Source organism: Allobosea robiniae (genome assembly GCF_900102525.1).
Taxonomy (GTDB): domain Bacteria; phylum Pseudomonadota; class Alphaproteobacteria; order Rhizobiales; family Beijerinckiaceae; genus Allobosea; species Allobosea robiniae.
Map to the genome: position 1 here is coordinate 569,014 of NZ_FNBZ01000001.1, position 18,350 is coordinate 587,363.

Here is an 18,350-nt window from a genome sequence, read left to right on the forward strand (position 1 = left end):
GGATACACGCTCCCGACCATGACGGAAGTGACGGCCGAACAGGTGCAGCGCGGGCGCGGACCCGACCCCTCGGCCGTGGCGCGCCGGAAGCTGGTCACGCGCGAGGTCAGGTCCGCGCGCGAACGGCTGACCTCGTCGACCGGGCTGGAGCGCGCCTTCGACAACGAATTGCTGCGTGTCTTCGCGCAGTACCGGATCGCCGGCTCGGCCGGCACGTTCGTTCTGGTGCTCGGCATCGCCGCCGCCGCCTGCCTCTGGCTGCCGACCCCGATCGTCGCGGTGTGGAGCGGCGCGGTGCTGCTCACGACGCTGATCATCGTGCTGATCGCGCGGCGCTTTCTCGCCCAGGTCCCCGACGACGTCCGGCTGAAGCTCTGGCGCCGGCTCTTCGCCTTCGCCGAGGGCCTGCACGGCCTGGCCTGGTCGCTGCTGCTGCTCTTGTTCGTCCCGGTCGACGCGCCCGGCGCCAAGGTCTTCGTCACCACCGCCCTTTTGATCGTCAGCGCGCTCACCGTGATGCTCTCGGCGACGATCCCGATCGCGGTCTATGCCGGGCTGACCCCGATCATCGCCGGGATCATGGTCTTCTTCTGGGACCGGCGCGACATGGACAGCGTCACCATGGCGCTGATGGCGGCCTCGGCCCAGCTCTTCTTCATCTTCCTCGCCAACCGCCTCTATGCGAGCTCGGTCGATTCGATCGTCTTCCGGGCCGAGAAGGACGCGCTGATCGCGGAACTGGAAACCGCCAACGCCAATTCGGACGAGGCGCGGCGCAAGGCGGAAGAGGCGAACCTCGCCAAGTCGCGCTTCCTGGCCACGATGAGCCACGAACTGCGCACCCCGCTCAACGCCATCCTCGGCTTCTCCGAGGTGATGAAGAACGAGATCTTCGGCGAGCATGCCAATGCCGCCTACAAGGAATACTCGGGCGATATCCACGGATCGGGCCAGCATCTGCTCGATCTGATCAACGAAATCCTCGACCTGTCGCGGATCGAGGCCGGCAAATACGAGCTGAACGAGGAGGCGCTCTCGTTGCCCAGCGTCGTGGAGGACTGCCAGCACATGCTGGCGCTGCGCGCCAAGGCGAAGGGCCAGAGCATCCGCGCGCTGGCAGAGCCGCAATTGCCGCGCGTCTGGGCGGACGAGCGCGCGATCCGGCAGGCCGTGCTCAACGTGCTCTCGAACGCGATCAAGTTCACGCCCCAGGGCGGCGAGATCACGATCAAGGTCGGCTGGACCGCGACCGGCGGGCAATATGTCTCCGTCGCCGATACCGGACCGGGCATCCCCGAGAACGAGATCCCGATCGTCATGCAGAGCTTCGGGCGCGGCTCGCTCGCGATCAAGACCGCCGAGCAGGGCTCGGGGCTCGGCCTGCCAATCGTCAAGGGTCTGATCGACCTGCATGGCGGCGGCTTCCATCTCAAGTCCAGGCCGCGCGCCGGCACCGAGGTCACGATCACCCTGCCGGCCGAGCGCGTGATGGACACGCTCGCCGCCCTGCCCGAGCCGAAGACCCGGGCGGCGTAATCGCGAGCGCCCGAATCTCGCCCCACCCGTCGGCGACATCCTTTCACCGCCTCGTCGAAGCATTTCCTCCAGCCTCTCGGACTATCGGACCATGAACCGGAAAACGCGCGTCGCCGTGCTCTATGGGGGCAAGTCGGGCGAGCATGAGGTGTCACTGAAATCGGCGGCCTCCGTCCTGCGCTATATCGACCGCGACCGGTTCGAGCCCGTTCCCGTCAGCATCGACAAGCAAGGCCGCTGGCAATGCCACGACCTGCGCCGGATCGAGACGGCCAATACCGAGAGCCTGCCGATCCCCGCCAATTCACCCGCGATCCGGCTGGAGCCGCAAGGCGGGCGCACCGCCATCCTGCCGGCCGACAGCACGGCACCGGCGATCGCGCCGGTCGATGTCGTGTTTCCGGTGATCCATGGCCCGCTCTGCGAGGACGGCGCCATGCAGGGCCTGCTGGAGCTGGCCGGCGCGGCTTATGTCGGTTCGGGCGTGCTCGCCTCGGCTGTCGGGATGCACAAGGACATCGCCAAGCGGCTGGCCGCGCTCGCCGGGCTGCCGGTCGCGCCCTATCTCGCCTTGTCGCGCCGCGACTGGCGGCGCGATCCGACAGGCTCAGCCAAGGTGGCGCAGGGGCGGCTCACGCTTCCGGTCTTCGTCAAGCCCTGCAACATGGGCTCCAGCGTCGGCGTCCATAAGGTCAAAAGCTGGGAAGCGCTCGGCTCCGCGCTGGACGATGCCTTCCAGTACGACACCAAGGTGCTCATCGAGCAGGGCATCGACGCCCGCGAGATCGAGGTCGCGGTGCTCGACGGCGACCCGCCGGTGGCGAGCGTCGCCAGCGAGCTCAATGCCGGCCCGCAGCACGAGTTCTATTCCTACGAGGCCAAGTATCTCGACCAGGACGGCGCCAGCGTCGATCTGCCGGCGAAGCTCGATGCCGAGCAGATGGCGCGCGTGCGACAGCTCGCGATCGACGCCTTCCTGGCGCTGGAATGCAGCGGGATGGCGCGCGTCGACTTCTTCCTCGACCGCCAGAGCGGCGCCTTCTTCTTCAACGAGATCAACACGCTGCCGGGCTTCACCGCGATCAGCATGTATCCGAAGATGATGGAAGCCTCCGGCCTGCCCTACCCCGCCCTCATCACCCGCCTGATCGAGCTGGCGCAGGAGCGCCATGCCGAGCGGGCGGGCCTGAAGACGGATTACGAAGGCTAATCCTTCCGCGCGACCTGCGCCTGCTCGAAGGTCGCCATGCCCGAATGGACCGCCGCCGCCGCCTTGACGAGGCCGGCGGCGAGCGCCGCGCCGGAACCCTCGCCGAGGCGCATGTCGAGCGCCAGCAACGGCACCTTGCCGAGACGGGCAAGCACATCGGCATGGGCACCTTCGGACGAGAGATGGCCGGCGATGCAATGGTCGATGGTGGACGGCTCGATGGCGTGCAGGATCGCGGCGGCAGCCGTCACCACATAGCCGTCGAGGATGACCGGGATGCGCTGCGAACGCGCCGCGATGATCGCCCCGCAGATCGCCGCGACCTCGCGCCCGCCGAGGCGGCGCAGCACTTCGAGCGGGTCCTTGAGATGGGCGCGATGCAGGGCAAGGCCGGCTTCCACCGCCGCAACCTTGCGCTTCAGGCCCTCGTCGTCGACGCCCGTGCCGCGGCCGCACCAATGCGCGGCATCGCCGCCATAGAGCGCGGCATAGATCGCGGCCGCCGAGGTGGTGTTGCCGATGCCCATCTCACCGAGGCAGAGCAGGTCGGTGCCGCCGACGAGCGCTTCCATGCCGAAGGCCATGGTGGCGACGCATGCGCGCTCGTCGAGCGCATCGGTTTGCGTGAAATCGCCGGTCGGCAGGTCGAGCGCGAGATCGAAGACCTTGAAGCCGAGGTCGTAGGCCGCGCAGATCTGGTTGATCGCCGCGCCGCCCGCCGCGAAATTCTCCAGCATCTGCCGCGTCACCGCCTGCGGATAGGCCGAGACGCCCTGCGCGACCACGCCATGATTGCCGGCAAAGACGCAGACGAGTGGCCGGTCGACCGCGGGCTTCCCCTTGCCCTGCCAAGCCGCGAGCCATTCGGCAATCTCCTCCATGCGGCCGAGGCTGCCGGCCGGCTTGGTCAGGTTGGCATCACGGGCGCGGACCGCGTTCGCGGCCTCCATGTCGGGACCGGGCATCGCGGCAATGAGTTCGCGGATATCGTCAAAGGGCAATCCGGAGGCGGCCATGGTCAAATCCATCACGCAAGGGCGCCGCATCAGCGCATCGGCATGGCGGCAGGATTGACGCTGCTGCTATAGGGTCGGAGGCGTGAAGACAATCGAATGGAGCAGCGCAGCGGACATGGCTGAGGCGGAAACGACGATCGAGACGCCCCCGCCGGACTGGCCGGGCTGGGGAATCGCGACCGCGATCTGCCTGCGCTTCTGGTCGCGCCTGCCGGTGCCGTTGCTGCCGGGCGAGAGCGACGGCCACGCCATCCCGGATTTCCGCGAGGTGCCGCGCGCCCTGCCCTTCGCTGCGCTGGCCATCGCCGCGCCGGCCGCGCTCGTCGCGCTGGGCGCGGGGCTGGCGGGCCTCAGCGGCTTCGTCGTCGCGGCGCTCGCGCTGACCGCGCTCGCCCTGACGACCGGCGCCTTCCATGAGGATGGGCTCGCCGACAGCGCCGACGGCCTGTTCGGTGGGCATACGCCCGAGCGCCGGCTGGAGATCATGAAGGACAGCCGCATCGGCTCCTATGGTGCGCTGGCGCTGGGGCTGTCGCTGCTGCTGCGGGCGAGCCTGATCGCGATGATCCTCGACCGCTCCGGCGCCTGGGCGGCGGCGGCGGCGCTGCTCGTCGCGGCCCCCTGGTCCCGCGCCGAGGGCCTTTTCATGCTGGCAACCCAGCCGGCTGCACGCAGCAGCGGTGCGGCCGCCGCGGTCGGCCAGCCGACTGTTCTGACGGCGCGGATCGCGCTGGGCTTGAGCCTCTTCCTCGCGACCGGGATCGGGCTTGCGGTTGAACTGCCGATCGCCGGCCTGGTGATCGGCTTCGGACTGGCGCATGGCGCGGCGGCGGTGCTGTCGCGCATGGCGCGGCGCCTGATCGGCGGGCAGACCGGCGACATCCTCGGTGCAGCCCAACAGCTTGCCGAGATCGCGATCTATCTCGGTCTTGCGCTCGCGATCGCGTGGCCAGGGCGGTGAACGGCGCCTCGACGCCCTGCATCAAGGTCTGCGTCATCGATCCCGCGAGCAAGCTCTGCGAGGGCTGCGGCCGGACGCTCGCCGAGATCGCGCAATGGGGATGCCTGAGCGAGGCCGAGCGGCTGGCGATCATGGCGGTGTTGCCTGAGCGATTGGCCGATCGCAAAGGCTGAAATTAGTCCTCGACCGCGCCGGCCAGACCGACCAGCGCGTCTCCAGTCAGGCGATAGAACACCTTCTTCGGATAGGCAGCCGCACCGAGCCCGTCATAGAAGCGCAGCAGCGCGGCGTCGTCGGCATCGGCTGTCCAGTCGATGCGGCGATGACCGCGCTCCAGGGCGAGCTCCGCCAGAGCCGTCATCAGCTTGCGGCCGAGTCCGGCGCCCCGTGCGGCATCGGCGACATAGATCTCCTTGAGGAAATAGCCGGTCTTCAGGCCCGGTCCCGGATAGAGATTGCAGGCCGAGGCGAAGCCAAGGACCGTCTCGCCCTTGACGGCGATGAGGATATCCACGCCGGCCGGCAAAGCCGCGAGCCCCGAGAGGATCTCCTCGGACGCCGGGCACGGCACGCTGTAATGGCCCTGCATCTCGACCATCAATGCGGCCAGCGCCTTGTGGTCCTCGGGCCGCAGCAGCCGGATCGCGATCTCGCTCATCGCCGCCCGCCTCAGTGGATGAGCGACCAGACGAAGCGGCTGGCGACGACGAGCAGGAACAGGCCGAAGGCAATCTCAAGCCGGCGCTTGGAGAGCCGATGCGCCAGCCGCGCGCCGATCGGCGCCGTCCAGATCGAGGTCGGGATGAACAGGATCATGCCGATCAGCGAGACATAGCCGAGCGAGAGCGGCGGCAGCGTGCCCAGGGCCATCTGCGGCCAGCCGGCATAGATGAAGCCGAGGGCACCGGGGATCGAGATCAGCACGCCGAGCCCCGAGGAGGTCGCGACCGCCTGATGGATCGGCCGACCATAGAAAGTCATGAACAGGCTGGAGAGTTGGCCGCCGCCGATGCCCATCAGCGCCGAAAGCACGCCGATGATGCCGCCATAGGCGACCATCAGCGGCTTGCCGGGCATGTCCTCGCCGAATTTCCAGCGATCCGCCGCGAAGAGCAGGCGCAGCGCCGAGACCGTCGCCACCGCCACGAAGACGATCTTGAAGAGATCGGCGGGCGCGAAGCGAGCGATCCAGCTGCCGGCAAGCACGCCGACGATCACCGGCACCGCCCAGACCTTGAGGATCGAGAGATCGACCAGCCCCTTGGCCCGGTGCGCGTTGAAGGAGCGGATCGAGGTCGGGATGATGATCGCGAGCGAGGTGCCGACGCTGAGCGGCATGCGGATCTCCTCGGCCACGCCGATGACGCGGAAGATCTCGTAGAGCACCGGCACGATGACCGCGCCGCCGCCGACGCCGAAGACGCCGGCCAGAAGGCCGGTAACCGCGCCGGCCAGCACGAGCGAGACGGCGAGGAAGGCGAGATCGCCGAGGGGAATGCCAGCAAACATGACGAGAGATCCGGTGAAGCCGCCCGATCTCTCGGCTATTTGACCAGCGGGGGCAAGGTGTTCCCCGCATGGCCGTTGCGTGAATCCGGTGCGGCGGCGTCAGCCGCGGCCGGTATCGAAGATCGGCGCAAAGCCGCCATAGACGACGCGCTTGCCGTCGAAGGGCATCTTCAACGCCTCCATGCGCGGGTCCGCCATCATCTTGCCCCAGGCGGCGGCACGCACCTCCTTGGACGGCCACTCGACCCAACTGAACACGACCGTTTCGCCGGCTTCAGCCTTCACCGCGCCCTTGAAATCGGTGAGCTTGCCGTCCGGCACGTCATCGCCCCAGGCATCGACGATCCGGCGGGCGCCGTATTCCTTGAAAAGCGCCGCGTGCTTGGCCGAGAAATCGCGGTAATCGGCCTTGCTCTCGTCGGGCACGGCGACGAGGACGCCGTCGAGATAGCCCATCGCGCCGCCCTCGCCCTCGTCGAGGATCGGGGCGAAGCCGCCATAGATCATGCGCTTGCCGTCGAAAGGCATGGCCTCGCCCATCGCCTTCATGCGCGGATCGCTCATGATCTTCTCGTTGGCGGCATCGCGCGTCGCCCGGTCGGGATACTCGAACCAGGAGAAGACCACGACCTCGTCCGGCGTCGCCTTCACCGCCCCTTTGAAATCCGTCACCTTGCCGTCCGGGACATCGTCGCCCCAGGTCTCGACATGGCGCCGGACGCCGAATTCCTGGAACAGCGGCGCCGCATCGGCGGCCTGCTTGCGGTAGGCCTCCTTGTTCGCCGCGGGAACCGCGAGGACGAAACCATCGACATAGGCCATTGCATCTCTCCTTGCTCGCAGTCGCCGGCGGCGGCCGCATCGAAAATGTTGATATCAACCCTACGGACCCGGAATGGATCCGTAAAACCGCTGTCAGTCGCTGTAGGAGCTCACCGCGAGTTCCGGCTGGAAGCTCGCCGCGCCCAACGGCTTGCCCGGATAGCGGTCGTGATGGCGGACCCAGTCCATGATTCCGACCTCGTTGCGCCCCTTCGGGGTCATGTCGAGGAAGTTATGGGCGCCGATCAGGAGGTCGCCGCCGCGGGCATAGGTCGAGTAGGTATGGAAGATCTCGCCCGCGTCGTTGCGATAGAAGACGCTGAAGCCCGGCATCTCGCCGCCCTGCCCGTCATGCATCGTGTAATTGTATTCGTAGCGGCCGGCCGCCTTCTCCCCGGGGCTCGGCGAGACGTGGAAATCATAGTTGAAGTCGCTATTGGCCGATGAGACCCAAGGGAAATCCCAGCCCATACGGTGCCGGAAATTCTGGAACTCGGCATAGGGCGCCCGCGAGACCACGACGAGGCTGACGTCATGGTGCCTGAGATGCCGGTTGGCGCCGTCGAAATGATCGGCCAGGAACGAGCAGCTCGGGCAGCCCTCCCGGGCGCCCGGCCCGAACATGAAGTGATAGATGATCAGCTGGCTGTTGCCGGCGAAGAGATCGCCCAGCGACAAGCCGCCATCCCAACCCTCGAAGGTGTAGGCCTTCTCGACCCTGACCCAGGGCAGCGCGCGCCGCTCGGCCGAAAGCGCGTCGCGCCGCCGGGTCAGCTCCTTCTCGTTGGCGAGGTGGGCTTTGCGCGCGGCAAGCCACTCCTCACGGGATACGATCCTGTGTTCCATCGTCTCCTCTCCTCTGCTGTCCGCCGGCGTGGTGCCGGCGGCTTCTTCGGCGTGCTCCCACACGCAATCGCTCAGGCGAAATAGGCCTCGAGCTTGACCATGGTCCCGGTCCAGCCATGGGTGTGGCCACGGACAGCGGCATCGTCGGCGAGCTTCTCGTGCAAAAGCGTCAGGATCGTGCCGTCTCCGTCCGGCTTCAGGGTGACGGTGACGCGCGAGACGCGCTCGGGTGTCGTGATCCATGACCAGCTGAAGACGAGGCGCTCGTTCTCGACCACCTCGAGATAGCGGCCGAGGACCTCGTGGCGCTCGCCGGTATTCTCGATCATCACGACATGATAGGCGCCGTCGACACGCGGATCGATCTCCGCCTCCTGCGCCACGACATTCTCCGGACCGAACCAGCGGACGAGCAGGTCCGGGTCGGTCCAGGCCTTGTAGACTTCGGCCGGCGACGCATTGAGGCGGCGCTTCATCGTGAGGCTCGGTGTCACCGGTTGATGCATGCGCCCTGTTCCCTCTCCCGTCCTCAACCTTCGCCCTTGCGCCGCGCTTCGAGCAGCGCCTCCAGCGCATCGAGCCGCTCGGTCCAGAACCGCTGATAGCGCGCCAGCCAGCCCATCGCCTCCTCCATCGGCTCTGCAATCAGGTGGCAGGACACGGTGCGCCCGGCCTTGGTCCGCGTCAGCAACCCGGCATCCGAGAGGACGTCGAGATGCTTCATGATCGCCGGCAGCGAAACCGGAAACGGTTTCGCGAGCTCGCTGACGGACAGCCCGTCCTCCCGCTCCAGCCGCGCCAGCAGGGCCCTCCGCGTCGGATCCGCCAAGGCGGAGAAGGTCCGGTCGAGCTGCGCATCCTGAAACTTAACCATCGAGTTAAGTTTAAGCAGCAGCGACCATACGTGTCAAGGACGGGCGATTGTGCCTCTCCCCAGCGACAATCCAGAGATTGCGATCAGACCGCGTGGTCGTCCGCCGGCATGACCTCGCCGCCGAGGAGACAGCCGACAGGCCGACCGTCGGCGAAGCCGATCCTGACCCGGATTTCCGAGAGCGCATTCATCGCCCGGCCCTGCAGGATGGTGATGCGGCCGCTGTCGCGGGGGACGAGATCGTTCTTGAGCAGTCCGAAGGCCAGTGCTGCAGCGGCGATTCCGGTCGCAGCATCTTCGGGATAGCCGGAGGATTTCGGGAATTGCCGGGCCTCGAAGCGGCGCTGCGCCTGATCCGCGACGGCGTAAGGGTAGAGCCCGGTCGAGGCGATGCGCTCGCAGCATTTTTCGGTGAGAGCCATATCGGTCGTCAGCGCCTGAAGATGCGCGAGGCTCTTCATCGGGATCAGCGTCTTGACGCGCGAGGTCACGGCATTCTGGATCGGCAGGTCGAGCAGATCGCTGCGCGAAATCCGGAGCGTCGCGAGCACGTCCTCCTCCTGCGCGCGCTTGAGGTCGACGACCTTGCCTACCGGCTGGCTGATCTCGACCGTCGGGTTCTCGGTCTCACGGTTCTCGACATAGCCGGTCACGGAGCCGCTGCGCGTCTCGATCCGCATCTGCTCGGCATCGAGGCGGCCGGCCGTCGCCAGGCACCAGAGCGCGCCGATCGTGGCATGGCCGCACATCTCCATCTCGTGGCGCGGCACCCAGAAGCGGAAGGTGAAATCGGAATCGGCGCCGGAGGGCGGTCGGACGAAGCCGGATTCATGGCCATAGCGGGCCGCAATCGCCCGCATGTCCTCATCCTGCAACGCCGTCGCATCGATCACGATCGGACAGGGATTGCCGCCCTGCCCCTGATGCGTGAACACGTTGACCAGCCTGATCCCGCCCTGCGCCATCGCCCTGCCCGCCCCGTCGAAACTGGAATCGTCCCTGCTACGAGGGACTGCTACGGCTTCGCAGCAAATCGCGTTTCCCGCAACGAACCGGCGCAATCAGGCGGCGGCTGCGGCCTCGTGGCGCGACACATGGGCTATGGCAGCGCGCAGATCGTCCAGCATCGTTTCTCCACCCCGTCTGCGCATGCGACGCGGTCTGGATGCCTCAACCGGCTCTCAACATATCCCCTCCATCGCCCAGATATTGCAGGATGTCGCGCGGGATGGAGGGATCGTCCGGCGGCAAGGTCGTCGCGACTATCATGTCTTCCTTGCGGATCAGTCCCGAGCGCCGATAGTGCAAGGCTGTCCTGGTGGCGTAGGGCTCGCGCAGCATCGTCGCCGCGACGCCGCTGGCGATGCCGAACATGAACCTCGTCTTGCTGCGCTGGACGGGCATCAGAATCGATGTCGTCAGCTCGTTCTTCTGCACGCTTTCGAAATCGATGAAGAAAATCCTGCCGGCGAGCGGAAACGTAAAGCCGTGATACTTGAAGATGTAATCGGTCCTCGGGGGAGAATCCACGCTCGGAAACCGCTCGATATAGCAATGCTGATAGAGGTTCTCGTTGTTGTATATGCACAGAAGGGAGCGAATGATCGCTCCCTTGTAGATCGATGAATACTGATACCGATCGTAAACACCTGTTATATCAATGGATTCCTGCTTGGAGGCGAGCACGGCGGCGTTCATGAAATCGTCGAACTGGCGCGAGCCCCGCAAGCGATCCAGAACCGGGAAATAATTGCCATCGACGAGCATCCGGACTTCGTCGGTCTCGGCGAAGAGGACGGCCGGCCCCAGCCCGAAAAACTGCGAGATCCGCCGGATATTGCCCGGCGACGGCAAGTGAACACCCGAGAGGTATTTGTTGAACTGCTGCCGGTTGAGCCCGATCTTGCGGCATACGGCGGTGATCGAGCCGTGCCGCTCGCAGAGGAACCTGAGGTTCGCGGCGAACCGTTCCACATCGTTCGGTTTCAAGGCGTTCCCGCTCCCCTTTTTGCCCAGCAGCAGGTCGACGCAACTACTGCGTCACTTTGCGTCAGCAATCAAGCTGTTGCGAAATTGTCAGCCGGCGCATCGGCACAGGACACTCGCCGGATCAGATTTCGCGGAAGGCCAAGATGATCAAGCGCTTGAAGACGGCTGCAGGTTCCGGCGATGCGGTTCAGGACAAGGCCCTCACTAAGGCGGTGGAGGACTTGCTGGAGCAGGTCGAGACGGGTGGCGACCAGGCCGTTCGCGCGCTAGCCAACAGGTTCGACGGGCTGGACCGTCCATCGTATCGGCTCAGCGACAGTGAAATCCAGGCTTGCGTCGACAGTCTGACGACGCGGCAGCGGGAGGATATCGAGTTCGCCCAGGCTCAGGTCCGCAATTTCGCGCAAGCCCAGCGCGCTGCGTTCCGGGACATCGAGGTCGAGACGCTTCCCGGCGTCGTCCTCGGACACAGGAACATCCCGATCGCCAATGTCGGCTGCTACGTCCCCGGCGGCAAATATCCGCTGCTCGCCTCGGCGCATATGTCAGTCGTCACGGCCAAGGTCGCGGGCTGCGAGCGCATCATCACCTGCGCACCGCCGTTCAAGGGCGAGGTCGCCCCCCTGATCGTCGCGGCCCAGCATCTCGGCGGCGCCGACGAGATCTATTGCCTCGGCGGCGTCCAGGCGATCGCCGCCATGGCGTTCGGAACGGAAAGCATCAAGCCGGTCGACATGCTCGCCGGCCCCGGCAATGCCTATGTGGCGGAAGCCAAGCGCCTGCTGTTCGGTAGGGTCGGCATCGATCTTTTCGCCGGCCCGACGGAGACGCTGGTTATCGCCGACGAGACCGTCGACGGCGAAATCTGCGCCACCGACCTGCTCGGACAGGCGGAGCATGGCGTCAATTCGCCCGCCATCCTGCTCACGACCTCGGAGAAGCTGGCCCGCGAGACCATGCGAGAGATCGAGCGGCTGCTCGCCATCCTTCCGACGGGAGAGATCGCGCGCAAGGCCTGGGAAGATCATGGCGAGGTCATCGTCTGCGACAGCCGCGACGAGATGGTCGAGGAAGCCGACCGGATCGCCTCCGAGCATGTCCAGGTCATGACGGCGGACCCGGACTACTTCCTCGAGCATCTCAAGAACTACGGCTCGCTCTTCCTCGGCGTCCGCACCACCGTCTCCTATGGCGACAAGGTGATCGGAACGAACCACACGCTCCCGACCAAGAAGGCGGCGCGCTACACCGGCGGGCTCTGGGTGGGGAAGTTCCTGAAGACCTGCACCTATCAGCGTGTGCTCACCGACGAAGCCTCCGTTCTGATCGGCGAAGTCTGCTCCCGACTCTGCATCATGGAGGGCTTCGTGGGCCATGCCGAGCAGGCCAACATCCGCGTCCGGCGCTTCGGCGGACGCAACGTCCCTTACGGCGCCGCCGTGAGCACGGCGGCCGACGGCCCCGGAGCGACAACCCCGTAACCGACGCGAAACAGTCATGCTGTCTTTCATGATCAGGCGCATCGTCGCGACCATCCCGGTGATGGGCTTCGTCGCCCTCTTCGTCTTCTCGCTGCTCTACATCGCCCCGGGCGACCCGGCGGCCGTGGTCGCCGGCGACCAGGCCTCGCCGGCCGAGGTCGAGCGCATCCGGCAGAGCCTTGGCCTGGATCGACCCTATCTGGTCCGCTTCGGGGAATGGGCCGGGCGCGTCGCGCAAGGCGATCTCGGCGCGTCGATCTTCACGGCCCGGCCGGTGACGCAACTCATCGCTCAGCGCATCGAGCCGACGCTGTCGCTGATGGTGCTGACCCTGATCGTCGCCGTGTTCGTCGCGGTCCCGATGGGCGTGCTCGCGGCGTGGAAGGCGGGAAGCCTCGTCGACAAGGCGGCGATGGGCTTTGCCGTGCTCGGCTTTTCGGTGCCGGTCTTCGTCATCGGCTACCTGCTCGCCTATGTCTTCGCGCTCAAGCTGGAATGGCTGCCGGTACAGGGCTATGCGCCACTGGCGGAGGGCTTCTGGCCCTGGCTTCGCAGCCTGCTCCTGCCCGCTCTCACGCTCGGCTTCGTCTATATCGCGCTGATCGCCCGGATCACCCGCGCCACCATGCTGGAGGTGCTCCAGCAGGACTATGTCCGCACCGCCCGCTCCAAGGGGCTGGCCCATCGGCAGGTCTTCTTCCTGCATGCCCTCAAGAATGCCGCCGTGCCGGTGATCACGATCATCGGCGTCGGCATCGCGCTCCTGATCGGCGGCGCGGTCGTCACCGAGAGCGTCTTCGCGATTCCCGGGCTGGGCCGGCTGACGGTCGATGCGATCCTGCAGCGCGACTACCCGGTCATTCAGGGTGTCGTTCTGATGTTCAGCTTCGTCTATGTGCTGGTGAACCTGCTGATCGACCTCGCCTATACGCTCGTCGACCCGAGGATCAGCTATTGACCGCGCTCTCCGGCACTGAAGCGGGCGCGACCCGGCTCTTCGCGAGAGCGACGCGGCAAAAACGCTTCCTGCGCTATCTGCGCCGGCACCCCTCGGTTGCGATCGGCGGCGGGCTGCTGCTCGCCATCGCCCTGGGCGCCATCCTCGCCCCTCTGCTCTGGACGATAGACCCGACGCAGCTCTCCCCGGCCCGGCGTACGCGAATGCCCTCGGAGCAATTCTGGTTCGGGACCGACATGCTGGGGCGCGACGTCTATTCGCGCGTCGTCTACGGCGCCCGCGTCTCGCTCGTCGTGGGATTTTCCGTTGCGGTGCTCGCCTCGGTCGCCGGGCTGGCGATCGGCGTGCTCGCAGGCTTCGTCAGGAAGCTCGACGGCGTCATCATGCGCGCCATCGACGGCATGATGTCGATCCCGCCGATCCTGCTCGCCATCGCCCTGATGGCGCTGACGCGGGGATCGGTCGGCAACGTCATCCTGGCGATCACGCTCGCTGAAATCCCGCGCGTCGCCCGGCTGGTCCGCGGCGTCGTGCTGTCGCTGCGCGAGCAGCCCTATGTCGAGGCAGCCGTCGCCTGCGGCGCAGGGGTGCCGCGCATCCTCGTCAGACACATCCTCCCCAACACAGTCGCGCCGATGATGGTGCAGGCGACCTATATCTGCGCCAGCGCGATGATCGTCGAGGCGATCCTGTCCTTCATCGGGGCTGGCATCCCGCCCGCCACGCCGTCCTGGGGCAACATCATGGCCGAGGGTCGCGCGCTCTGGCAGGTCCGGCCGCATATCGTGCTGTTTCCCGCGATCTTTCTCTCGATCACCGTCCTGGCGGTCAATCTCCTCGGCGACGGACTGCGTGACTCCCTCGATCCGCGCATTGCCAAGCGCCTTTGAAGGGAACCGAAACACCGGGGTGGCGCGATGCGCCCCTCCTCGCGAACCGAGAACCGAAGCTGCCGAGAAACAAGGGAAGCCGGCAGCCTTCGATCCGGATCGCGTCCATCGCCAACCAGCTATCAAAGGGAAGGACGTTCATGCGCGTCGCATTGGCCAGCTTCGAATTCGAAGGCAACACGCTCTCGTCGCAGATCAACCGCCGGGATACGTTCAGCCGCAAGGTGCTCGTCGAAGGAGACGGCGTTCTCCCGGCGATCGAGGGGCGCGACCTCGCGGTTACCGGCGCACTCGAAGCGCTGCGCAAGGAGGGGCTCGAGATCGTCCCCATCCTCGTCGCCCATGGCGGTTCCGGCGGCGTCGTCGAGGGCGCCTTCTACCGCGAGACCCTCGACAGGATCGTCGCGGGCATCCTGAAACAGCCTGTCGACGGCGTCTTCCTCGCCCTGCACGGGGCCATGATCTGCGAGGGCGAAACGGATCCCGAAGGCGCGCTCATCGCGGCCCTGCGTGCGGCGCTCGGCCCGGGCATCCCGATCGCCGCGAGCCTCGACCTGCATGCGCATGTTACGCCGCGCATGGCCGACAACGCCGACATCCTCGTCGGCTACGAGACCTATCCACATGTCGACGCCCATGGCACCGGGCGGCGCGCCGCAGAATTGCTCGCGGGAGCGCTGCACGGGCGCATCAGGCCGGTGACGCGGCTCCGGCGCATCGACGCCCTGCTGCCCGTCGTCGGTGGCTCCACCAATGGTGATGCGCCGATGGCCCAGGTCCGCGAACTGGCTCGCCGGATCGAGGCGGACGGGCGCGCGCTCGCCGCGAGCTACTTCCCCGTCCAGCCCTGGCTCGACATCGACGATCTCGGCATTGCCGGGGTGGCGGTCACGGACGCCGACCCTGCCGCGGCAACGGCTGTCGCCGAAGAGATCGTGCTGGCGATGTGGGACCGGCGCCGGGCCTTCGAGCTTGCGTGCCTGTCTCCCGACGAAGCCGTTCGTGAAGCCCTCGACCGACCCGCCCGCGTCCTGATTTCCGATGCGCCCGACTGCGTCGGGGGCGGGGCGCCCGGCGATGCGCCGGCCGTGCTGGCGGCTCTGCTGCGTGCCGGCCCCGATGCGGAGTCGGCCGTCCTTGTCGTCGATCCGGCCGCGGCGGCAGAGGCCTTCGACCTCGGCATCGGCAAAACCGCCCGCATGCGCATCGGCTCCTCGCTCGACCCGCGCTTCCACTCCCCGGTCGAGACGGAGGTCGTCGTCGAGAGCCTGCATGACGGCCACTTCACCTATACAGGCGGCATCAGCGCCGGCACGCCGGGCCAGATGGGGCCGACCGCCGTCCTGCGGGCGGGCAGGCTGCGGATCGTGGTGCCGACCTACGCGACCTACGAGTACGGCGACGAGCAGTATCGGGCGGCGGGCATCGATATCCGCGATTGCAAGATCGCCGTCCTCAAGAACCCGATGAACTTCCGCACCCTGCTCGATGCCGACACCTCCTGGGTGATGGTCGGTGGTGCCGGCCCGACAGCGCCGGACCTCGCGAGCATCGCCTGGCAAGTGAAGAAGCGCCCTTTCTGGCCCTGCGACGACCAGCAGCAGCCCGTTTTCATGGAGAACCACCGTGACGCCTGACACCTTGCTCTCCTGGCCGACGCCATCGCGCAGCCGGAACGCTCCTCCGGTCGAGGCCCGCTTCGCCGCGGGCACGGCCTGGATCGACGGCAGGATCGTGCCCGTCGCCGAAGCCAGCCTGCCGCTGCTCGATTGGGGCTTCCTGCGCTCCGATGCCTGCCAGGAGACGATCTCCGCCTGGGACGGGCTGCTGTTCAGGCTCGACGATCATCTCGACCGCTTCTGGCGCTCGCTGGAGCGCCTGCGCATGACCTCCCCGCTCAGCCGGGACGAGATCCGTGGCGCGATCCATGCCCTGATCGCCACGGCCGGCTACGACAACGCCTATGTGCAGATCATCATGACGCGCGGCCGGCCCCCGATCGGCAGCCGCGACATCCGGCTCTGCACCCAGCGCTTCCAGGCCTTCTGCATTCCCTATGTCTGGATCGCGACGCCCGAGGTGCAGCAGCGCGGGCTCCACGTCCATATCGGCAGCCGCCATCGCGTGCCGGCAACCTCGGTCGACCCGATGGTCAAGCATTATCACTGGCTCGACTTCGAGCTCGGCCTGCTCGAAGCCTTCGACCATGGCGCCGAAACCGTCGTGCTGACCGATGGACAGGACCATCTCCTCGAAGGCCCCGGCTTCAACATCTTCGTCCGCAAGGGCGAAAAGCTGCTCACGCCGCGCAGCGGCATGCTCGACGGCATGACCCGGCGCACGGTGATGGAACTCTGCGCCGATCTCGGCATCTCGGTCGAGGAAACCGACGTGCCCGTCGCCGCCCTGCGCGATGCCGACGAGGCCTTTCTCACGACGACGGCCGGCGGGGTTCTCCCCGTCGCCTCGGTCGACGCCAAGGCCATCCGCAACGGCCCCGGCCCGTTCACCGCCCGCATCCACGCCGCCTACTGGCAGCGCCGCGCCGATGGCTGGCTCGGCGAGCCCGTCGACTACACCGTTCCCGCCGCCCTCGCCTCGGAGTAGAACCATCATGCTCAACAGACGTCAGTTCATCGGCGCGGCAGGTGCTGCCGCCATCGCCCGCCCCGCTATCGCCCAAGGTACGGCGGCACGCACGCTGAAGTTCATTCCGGAAACCAACCTCGCCATCCTCGACCCGGTGGTGACAACGGCAGCGGTCTCGACCACGCATGGCTACTGCGTGTTCGACAACCTCTTCGCGGTCGACGACCAGTTGCGGCCGCAGCCGCAGATGGCCGCTGGCGCCACGACCGCCGACGACGGCAAGACCTATGAGATCAAGCTGCGCGACGGCCTCAAATTCCACGATGGCGAGCCGGTCCGTGCGCGCGATTGCGTCGCCAGCCTCAAGCGCTGGAGCACGCGCGACAGCTTCGGCCAGGCGCTGGGCACGGTCGTCGACGAATGGCAGGCCGTCGACGACAAGACGATCCGCGTCAGGCTGAAGCGACCCTTCCCGCAATTCCTGCGCGCTCTCGGCAAGCCGCACTCCTCGGCCGCCTTCATCATGCCGGAGAGGATCGCAAATTCCGACCCGATGACGCCCGTCAAGGAGATGGTGGGATCGGGGCCGTTCCGCTTCGTCGCCAACGAATTCGTCCCCGGCTCGCGGATCGTCTACGAGAAGTTCGAAGGCTATGTGCCGCGCCAGGAACCCGCCAACTGGACGGCGGGCGGCAAGCGCGTGAATTTCGACCGCCTCGAATGGCATGTCATCACCGATGCGGCGACGGCAGCGAGCGCGCTTCAGCGCGGCGAGGTCGACTGGTGGGAGCGCCCCCTGCCCGACCTCATGTCGACGCTCACCTCGGACAAGAACGTCACCACCAGCACGCTCGATCCCTACGGCCTCATCCTCGGGATGCGCTTCAACCATCTCGAGGCGCCGTTCAACAACCCTGCGCTGCGGCGGGCCATCCTCGCGGCCGTCACGCAGGACGACTACATGCAGACGGTGATGGCGGGCGATACCGACAGCTATCGCGTCTGCCGGGCGATGTTCCCCTGCGGCCTGCCGGGCGTGAACGAGCTCGGCGCCGGGATCATGAAGCAGCCGCCGGACCTGAAAGCCGCCCGGGCCGCGATCGAGGCCTCCGGCTACAAGGGCGAGAAGATCGTCATGCTGCACGCCGCGGATCATCCGCTGATCGCGCCGCTCGGCGACATCACCGCCGATCTGCTGAAGCGCCTCGGCCTGAATGTCGACGTGCAGACCATGGACTGGGGCACGGTCGTCCAGCGCCGCACCTCGAAGGAGCCGGTGGAACGCGGCGGCTGGAGCATCTTCCACACCAACTGGCCGGGCTCCTCGGTCACGAATCCGGCGGAGAACCTCTATATCCGCGGAGCCGGCGCATCCGGCTGGTTCGGCTGGCACGACAGCCCGGAGATGGAGAGCCTCACCGCGCAGTGGCTGGCCAGCACCGATGAAGGGCGGGCACAGAAGCTGCTCGACGATATCCAGCGCAGCGCGCTCAACACCGTGCCTGTCGTGCCACTTGGGCAGATCATTCCGAAGACGGCCTATCGCAGCAACCTGCAAGGCATCCTGACTGCGTCGTCTCCGTTGTTCTGGAACGTTCGCCGGGCCTGAAAACCTGACGCATTCACCAGGCGTGCGGCATTGCCCGTGCCCATATGGAAAAGCCCGCCG

General features: G+C 66.9%; 19 protein-coding genes. 10 read left to right on the forward strand and 9 right to left on the reverse strand.

The features are described from left to right. Positions 1-18: 18 nt before the first annotated feature. Positions 19-1,536 carry a sensor histidine kinase gene (locus tag BLQ70_RS02595; RefSeq protein WP_061964359.1) on the forward strand — a complete coding sequence of 506 codons (1,518 nt, stop codon included), beginning with the start codon at positions 19-21 and terminating at the stop codon, positions 1,534-1,536. 91 nt (positions 1,537-1,627) lie between these two features. Further along, complete coding sequence (locus BLQ70_RS02600) at positions 1,628-2,746, forward strand: D-alanine--D-alanine ligase family protein (protein ID WP_091855684.1); 1,119 nt, start codon at positions 1,628-1,630, stop codon at positions 2,744-2,746. Here the strand turns inward: BLQ70_RS02600 and cobT are convergent. After that, positions 2,743-3,762 (reverse strand): nicotinate-nucleotide--dimethylbenzimidazole phosphoribosyltransferase, encoded by a 1,020-nt coding sequence (cobT, locus tag BLQ70_RS02605; RefSeq protein WP_244511880.1) that lies wholly within the window; start codon positions 3,760-3,762, stop codon positions 2,743-2,745. The two genes, BLQ70_RS02600 and cobT, sit on opposite strands and share 4 nt — an antisense overlap. Before the next feature lie 115 nt (positions 3,763-3,877). Here cobT and BLQ70_RS02610 point away from each other — a divergent pair, with 115 nt between their 5' ends. Then, complete coding sequence (locus BLQ70_RS02610; RefSeq protein ID WP_091855686.1) at positions 3,878-4,723, forward strand: adenosylcobinamide-GDP ribazoletransferase; 846 nt, start codon at positions 3,878-3,880, stop codon at positions 4,721-4,723. Continuing rightward, entirely contained in the window at positions 4,708-4,896 is a 189-nt protein-coding gene (locus BLQ70_RS02615; protein ID WP_425284542.1) for a DUF1289 domain-containing protein, read from the forward strand. The genes BLQ70_RS02610 and BLQ70_RS02615 overlap by 16 nt, the downstream gene beginning before the upstream one ends. Before the next feature lie 2 nt (positions 4,897-4,898). Here BLQ70_RS02615 and BLQ70_RS02620 read toward each other — a convergent pair whose 3' ends face one another. From BLQ70_RS02620 to BLQ70_RS02655, 8 genes are all read right to left on the reverse strand, one after another. Next, positions 4,899-5,381, reverse strand: a complete 483-nt coding sequence (locus BLQ70_RS02620; RefSeq protein WP_091855688.1) for a GNAT family N-acetyltransferase — start codon at positions 5,379-5,381, stop codon at positions 4,899-4,901. An 11-nt stretch (positions 5,382-5,392) separates the two neighbouring features. After that, positions 5,393-6,232 (reverse strand): sulfite exporter TauE/SafE family protein, encoded by an 840-nt coding sequence (locus BLQ70_RS02625; protein WP_061964365.1) that lies wholly within the window; start codon positions 6,230-6,232, stop codon positions 5,393-5,395. Between the two features lie 99 nt (positions 6,233-6,331). Continuing rightward, positions 6,332-7,054, reverse strand: a complete 723-nt coding sequence (locus BLQ70_RS02630; protein ID WP_091855689.1) for a DUF1428 domain-containing protein — start codon at positions 7,052-7,054, stop codon at positions 6,332-6,334. Between the two features lie 93 nt (positions 7,055-7,147). Continuing rightward, the gene (locus BLQ70_RS02635; RefSeq protein ID WP_091855690.1) at positions 7,148-7,900 is read right to left on the reverse strand and encodes a DUF899 domain-containing protein; all 753 of its coding nucleotides are present in this window, start codon (positions 7,898-7,900) and stop codon (positions 7,148-7,150) included. Positions 7,901-7,971: 71 nt separating this feature from the next. Next, positions 7,972-8,406, reverse strand: coding sequence for an SRPBCC family protein (locus tag BLQ70_RS02640; RefSeq protein WP_061964372.1), 435 nt, complete (start codon positions 8,404-8,406; stop codon positions 7,972-7,974). A gap of 23 nt (positions 8,407-8,429) precedes the next feature. Then, the gene (locus BLQ70_RS02645) at positions 8,430-8,774 is read right to left on the reverse strand and encodes an ArsR/SmtB family transcription factor (protein ID WP_091855691.1); all 345 of its coding nucleotides are present in this window, start codon (positions 8,772-8,774) and stop codon (positions 8,430-8,432) included. 83 nt (positions 8,775-8,857) lie between these two features. Beyond that, complete coding sequence (locus tag BLQ70_RS02650; protein WP_091855692.1) at positions 8,858-9,739, reverse strand: PhzF family phenazine biosynthesis protein; 882 nt, start codon at positions 9,737-9,739, stop codon at positions 8,858-8,860. A gap of 205 nt (positions 9,740-9,944) precedes the next feature. Beyond that, the gene (locus BLQ70_RS02655) at positions 9,945-10,763 is read right to left on the reverse strand and encodes a helix-turn-helix domain-containing protein (RefSeq protein ID WP_091855693.1); all 819 of its coding nucleotides are present in this window, start codon (positions 10,761-10,763) and stop codon (positions 9,945-9,947) included. A gap of 143 nt (positions 10,764-10,906) precedes the next feature. Here BLQ70_RS02655 and hisD point away from each other — a divergent pair, with 143 nt between their 5' ends. From hisD to BLQ70_RS02685, 6 genes are all read left to right on the forward strand, one after another. After that, positions 10,907-12,244, forward strand: a complete 1,338-nt coding sequence (gene hisD, locus BLQ70_RS02660) for a histidinol dehydrogenase (RefSeq protein WP_091855694.1) — start codon at positions 10,907-10,909, stop codon at positions 12,242-12,244. 16 nt (positions 12,245-12,260) lie between these two features. Then, on the forward strand, positions 12,261-13,202 hold the full coding sequence (locus BLQ70_RS02665) for an ABC transporter permease (RefSeq protein WP_091855695.1): 942 nt from the start codon (positions 12,261-12,263) through the stop codon (positions 13,200-13,202). Continuing rightward, the gene (locus BLQ70_RS02670; protein WP_091855696.1) at positions 13,199-14,092 is read left to right on the forward strand and encodes an ABC transporter permease; all 894 of its coding nucleotides are present in this window, start codon (positions 13,199-13,201) and stop codon (positions 14,090-14,092) included. The genes BLQ70_RS02665 and BLQ70_RS02670 overlap by 4 nt, the downstream gene beginning before the upstream one ends. Before the next feature lie 140 nt (positions 14,093-14,232). After that, positions 14,233-15,729, forward strand: coding sequence for a M81 family metallopeptidase (locus BLQ70_RS02675; RefSeq protein WP_091855697.1), 1,497 nt, complete (start codon positions 14,233-14,235; stop codon positions 15,727-15,729). After that, the gene (locus tag BLQ70_RS02680) at positions 15,719-16,699 is read left to right on the forward strand and encodes an aminotransferase class IV (RefSeq protein ID WP_244492693.1); all 981 of its coding nucleotides are present in this window, start codon (positions 15,719-15,721) and stop codon (positions 16,697-16,699) included. The genes BLQ70_RS02675 and BLQ70_RS02680 overlap by 11 nt, the downstream gene beginning before the upstream one ends. A gap of 7 nt (positions 16,700-16,706) precedes the next feature. Next, on the forward strand, positions 16,707-18,290 hold the full coding sequence (locus tag BLQ70_RS02685; RefSeq protein ID WP_091855698.1) for an ABC transporter substrate-binding protein: 1,584 nt from the start codon (positions 16,707-16,709) through the stop codon (positions 18,288-18,290). The last annotated feature ends 60 nt before the right edge of the window (positions 18,291-18,350 follow it).

What these genes read in the sequence shown, in the direction of transcription:
- BLQ70_RS02595 (WP_061964359.1), top strand. Translation starts at nt 19, where the DNA reads ATGACGGAAGTGACGGCCGAACAGGTGCAGCGCGGGCGCGGACCCGAC.
- BLQ70_RS02600 (WP_091855684.1), top strand. Translation starts at nt 1,628, where the DNA reads ATGAACCGGAAAACGCGCGTCGCCGTGCTCTATGGGGGCAAGTCGGGC.
- cobT (WP_244511880.1), bottom strand. Translation starts at nt 3,762, where the DNA reads ATGGCCGCCTCCGGATTGCCCTTTGACGATATCCGCGAACTCATTGCC.
- BLQ70_RS02610 (WP_091855686.1), top strand. Translation starts at nt 3,878, where the DNA reads ATGGCTGAGGCGGAAACGACGATCGAGACGCCCCCGCCGGACTGGCCG.
- BLQ70_RS02620 (WP_091855688.1), bottom strand. Translation starts at nt 5,381, where the DNA reads ATGAGCGAGATCGCGATCCGGCTGCTGCGGCCCGAGGACCACAAGGCG.
- BLQ70_RS02625 (WP_061964365.1), bottom strand. Translation starts at nt 6,232, where the DNA reads ATGTTTGCTGGCATTCCCCTCGGCGATCTCGCCTTCCTCGCCGTCTCG.
- BLQ70_RS02630 (WP_091855689.1), bottom strand. Translation starts at nt 7,054, where the DNA reads ATGGCCTATGTCGATGGTTTCGTCCTCGCGGTTCCCGCGGCGAACAAG.
- BLQ70_RS02635 (WP_091855690.1), bottom strand. Translation starts at nt 7,900, where the DNA reads ATGGAACACAGGATCGTATCCCGTGAGGAGTGGCTTGCCGCGCGCAAA.
- BLQ70_RS02640 (WP_061964372.1), bottom strand. Translation starts at nt 8,406, where the DNA reads ATGCATCAACCGGTGACACCGAGCCTCACGATGAAGCGCCGCCTCAAT.
- BLQ70_RS02645 (WP_091855691.1), bottom strand. Translation starts at nt 8,774, where the DNA reads ATGGTTAAGTTTCAGGATGCGCAGCTCGACCGGACCTTCTCCGCCTTG.
- BLQ70_RS02650 (WP_091855692.1), bottom strand. Translation starts at nt 9,739, where the DNA reads ATGGCGCAGGGCGGGATCAGGCTGGTCAACGTGTTCACGCATCAGGGG.
- hisD (WP_091855694.1), top strand. Translation starts at nt 10,907, where the DNA reads ATGATCAAGCGCTTGAAGACGGCTGCAGGTTCCGGCGATGCGGTTCAG.
- BLQ70_RS02665 (WP_091855695.1), top strand. Translation starts at nt 12,261, where the DNA reads ATGCTGTCTTTCATGATCAGGCGCATCGTCGCGACCATCCCGGTGATG.
- BLQ70_RS02675 (WP_091855697.1), top strand. Translation starts at nt 14,233, where the DNA reads ATGCGCGTCGCATTGGCCAGCTTCGAATTCGAAGGCAACACGCTCTCG.
- BLQ70_RS02685 (WP_091855698.1), top strand. Translation starts at nt 16,707, where the DNA reads ATGCTCAACAGACGTCAGTTCATCGGCGCGGCAGGTGCTGCCGCCATC.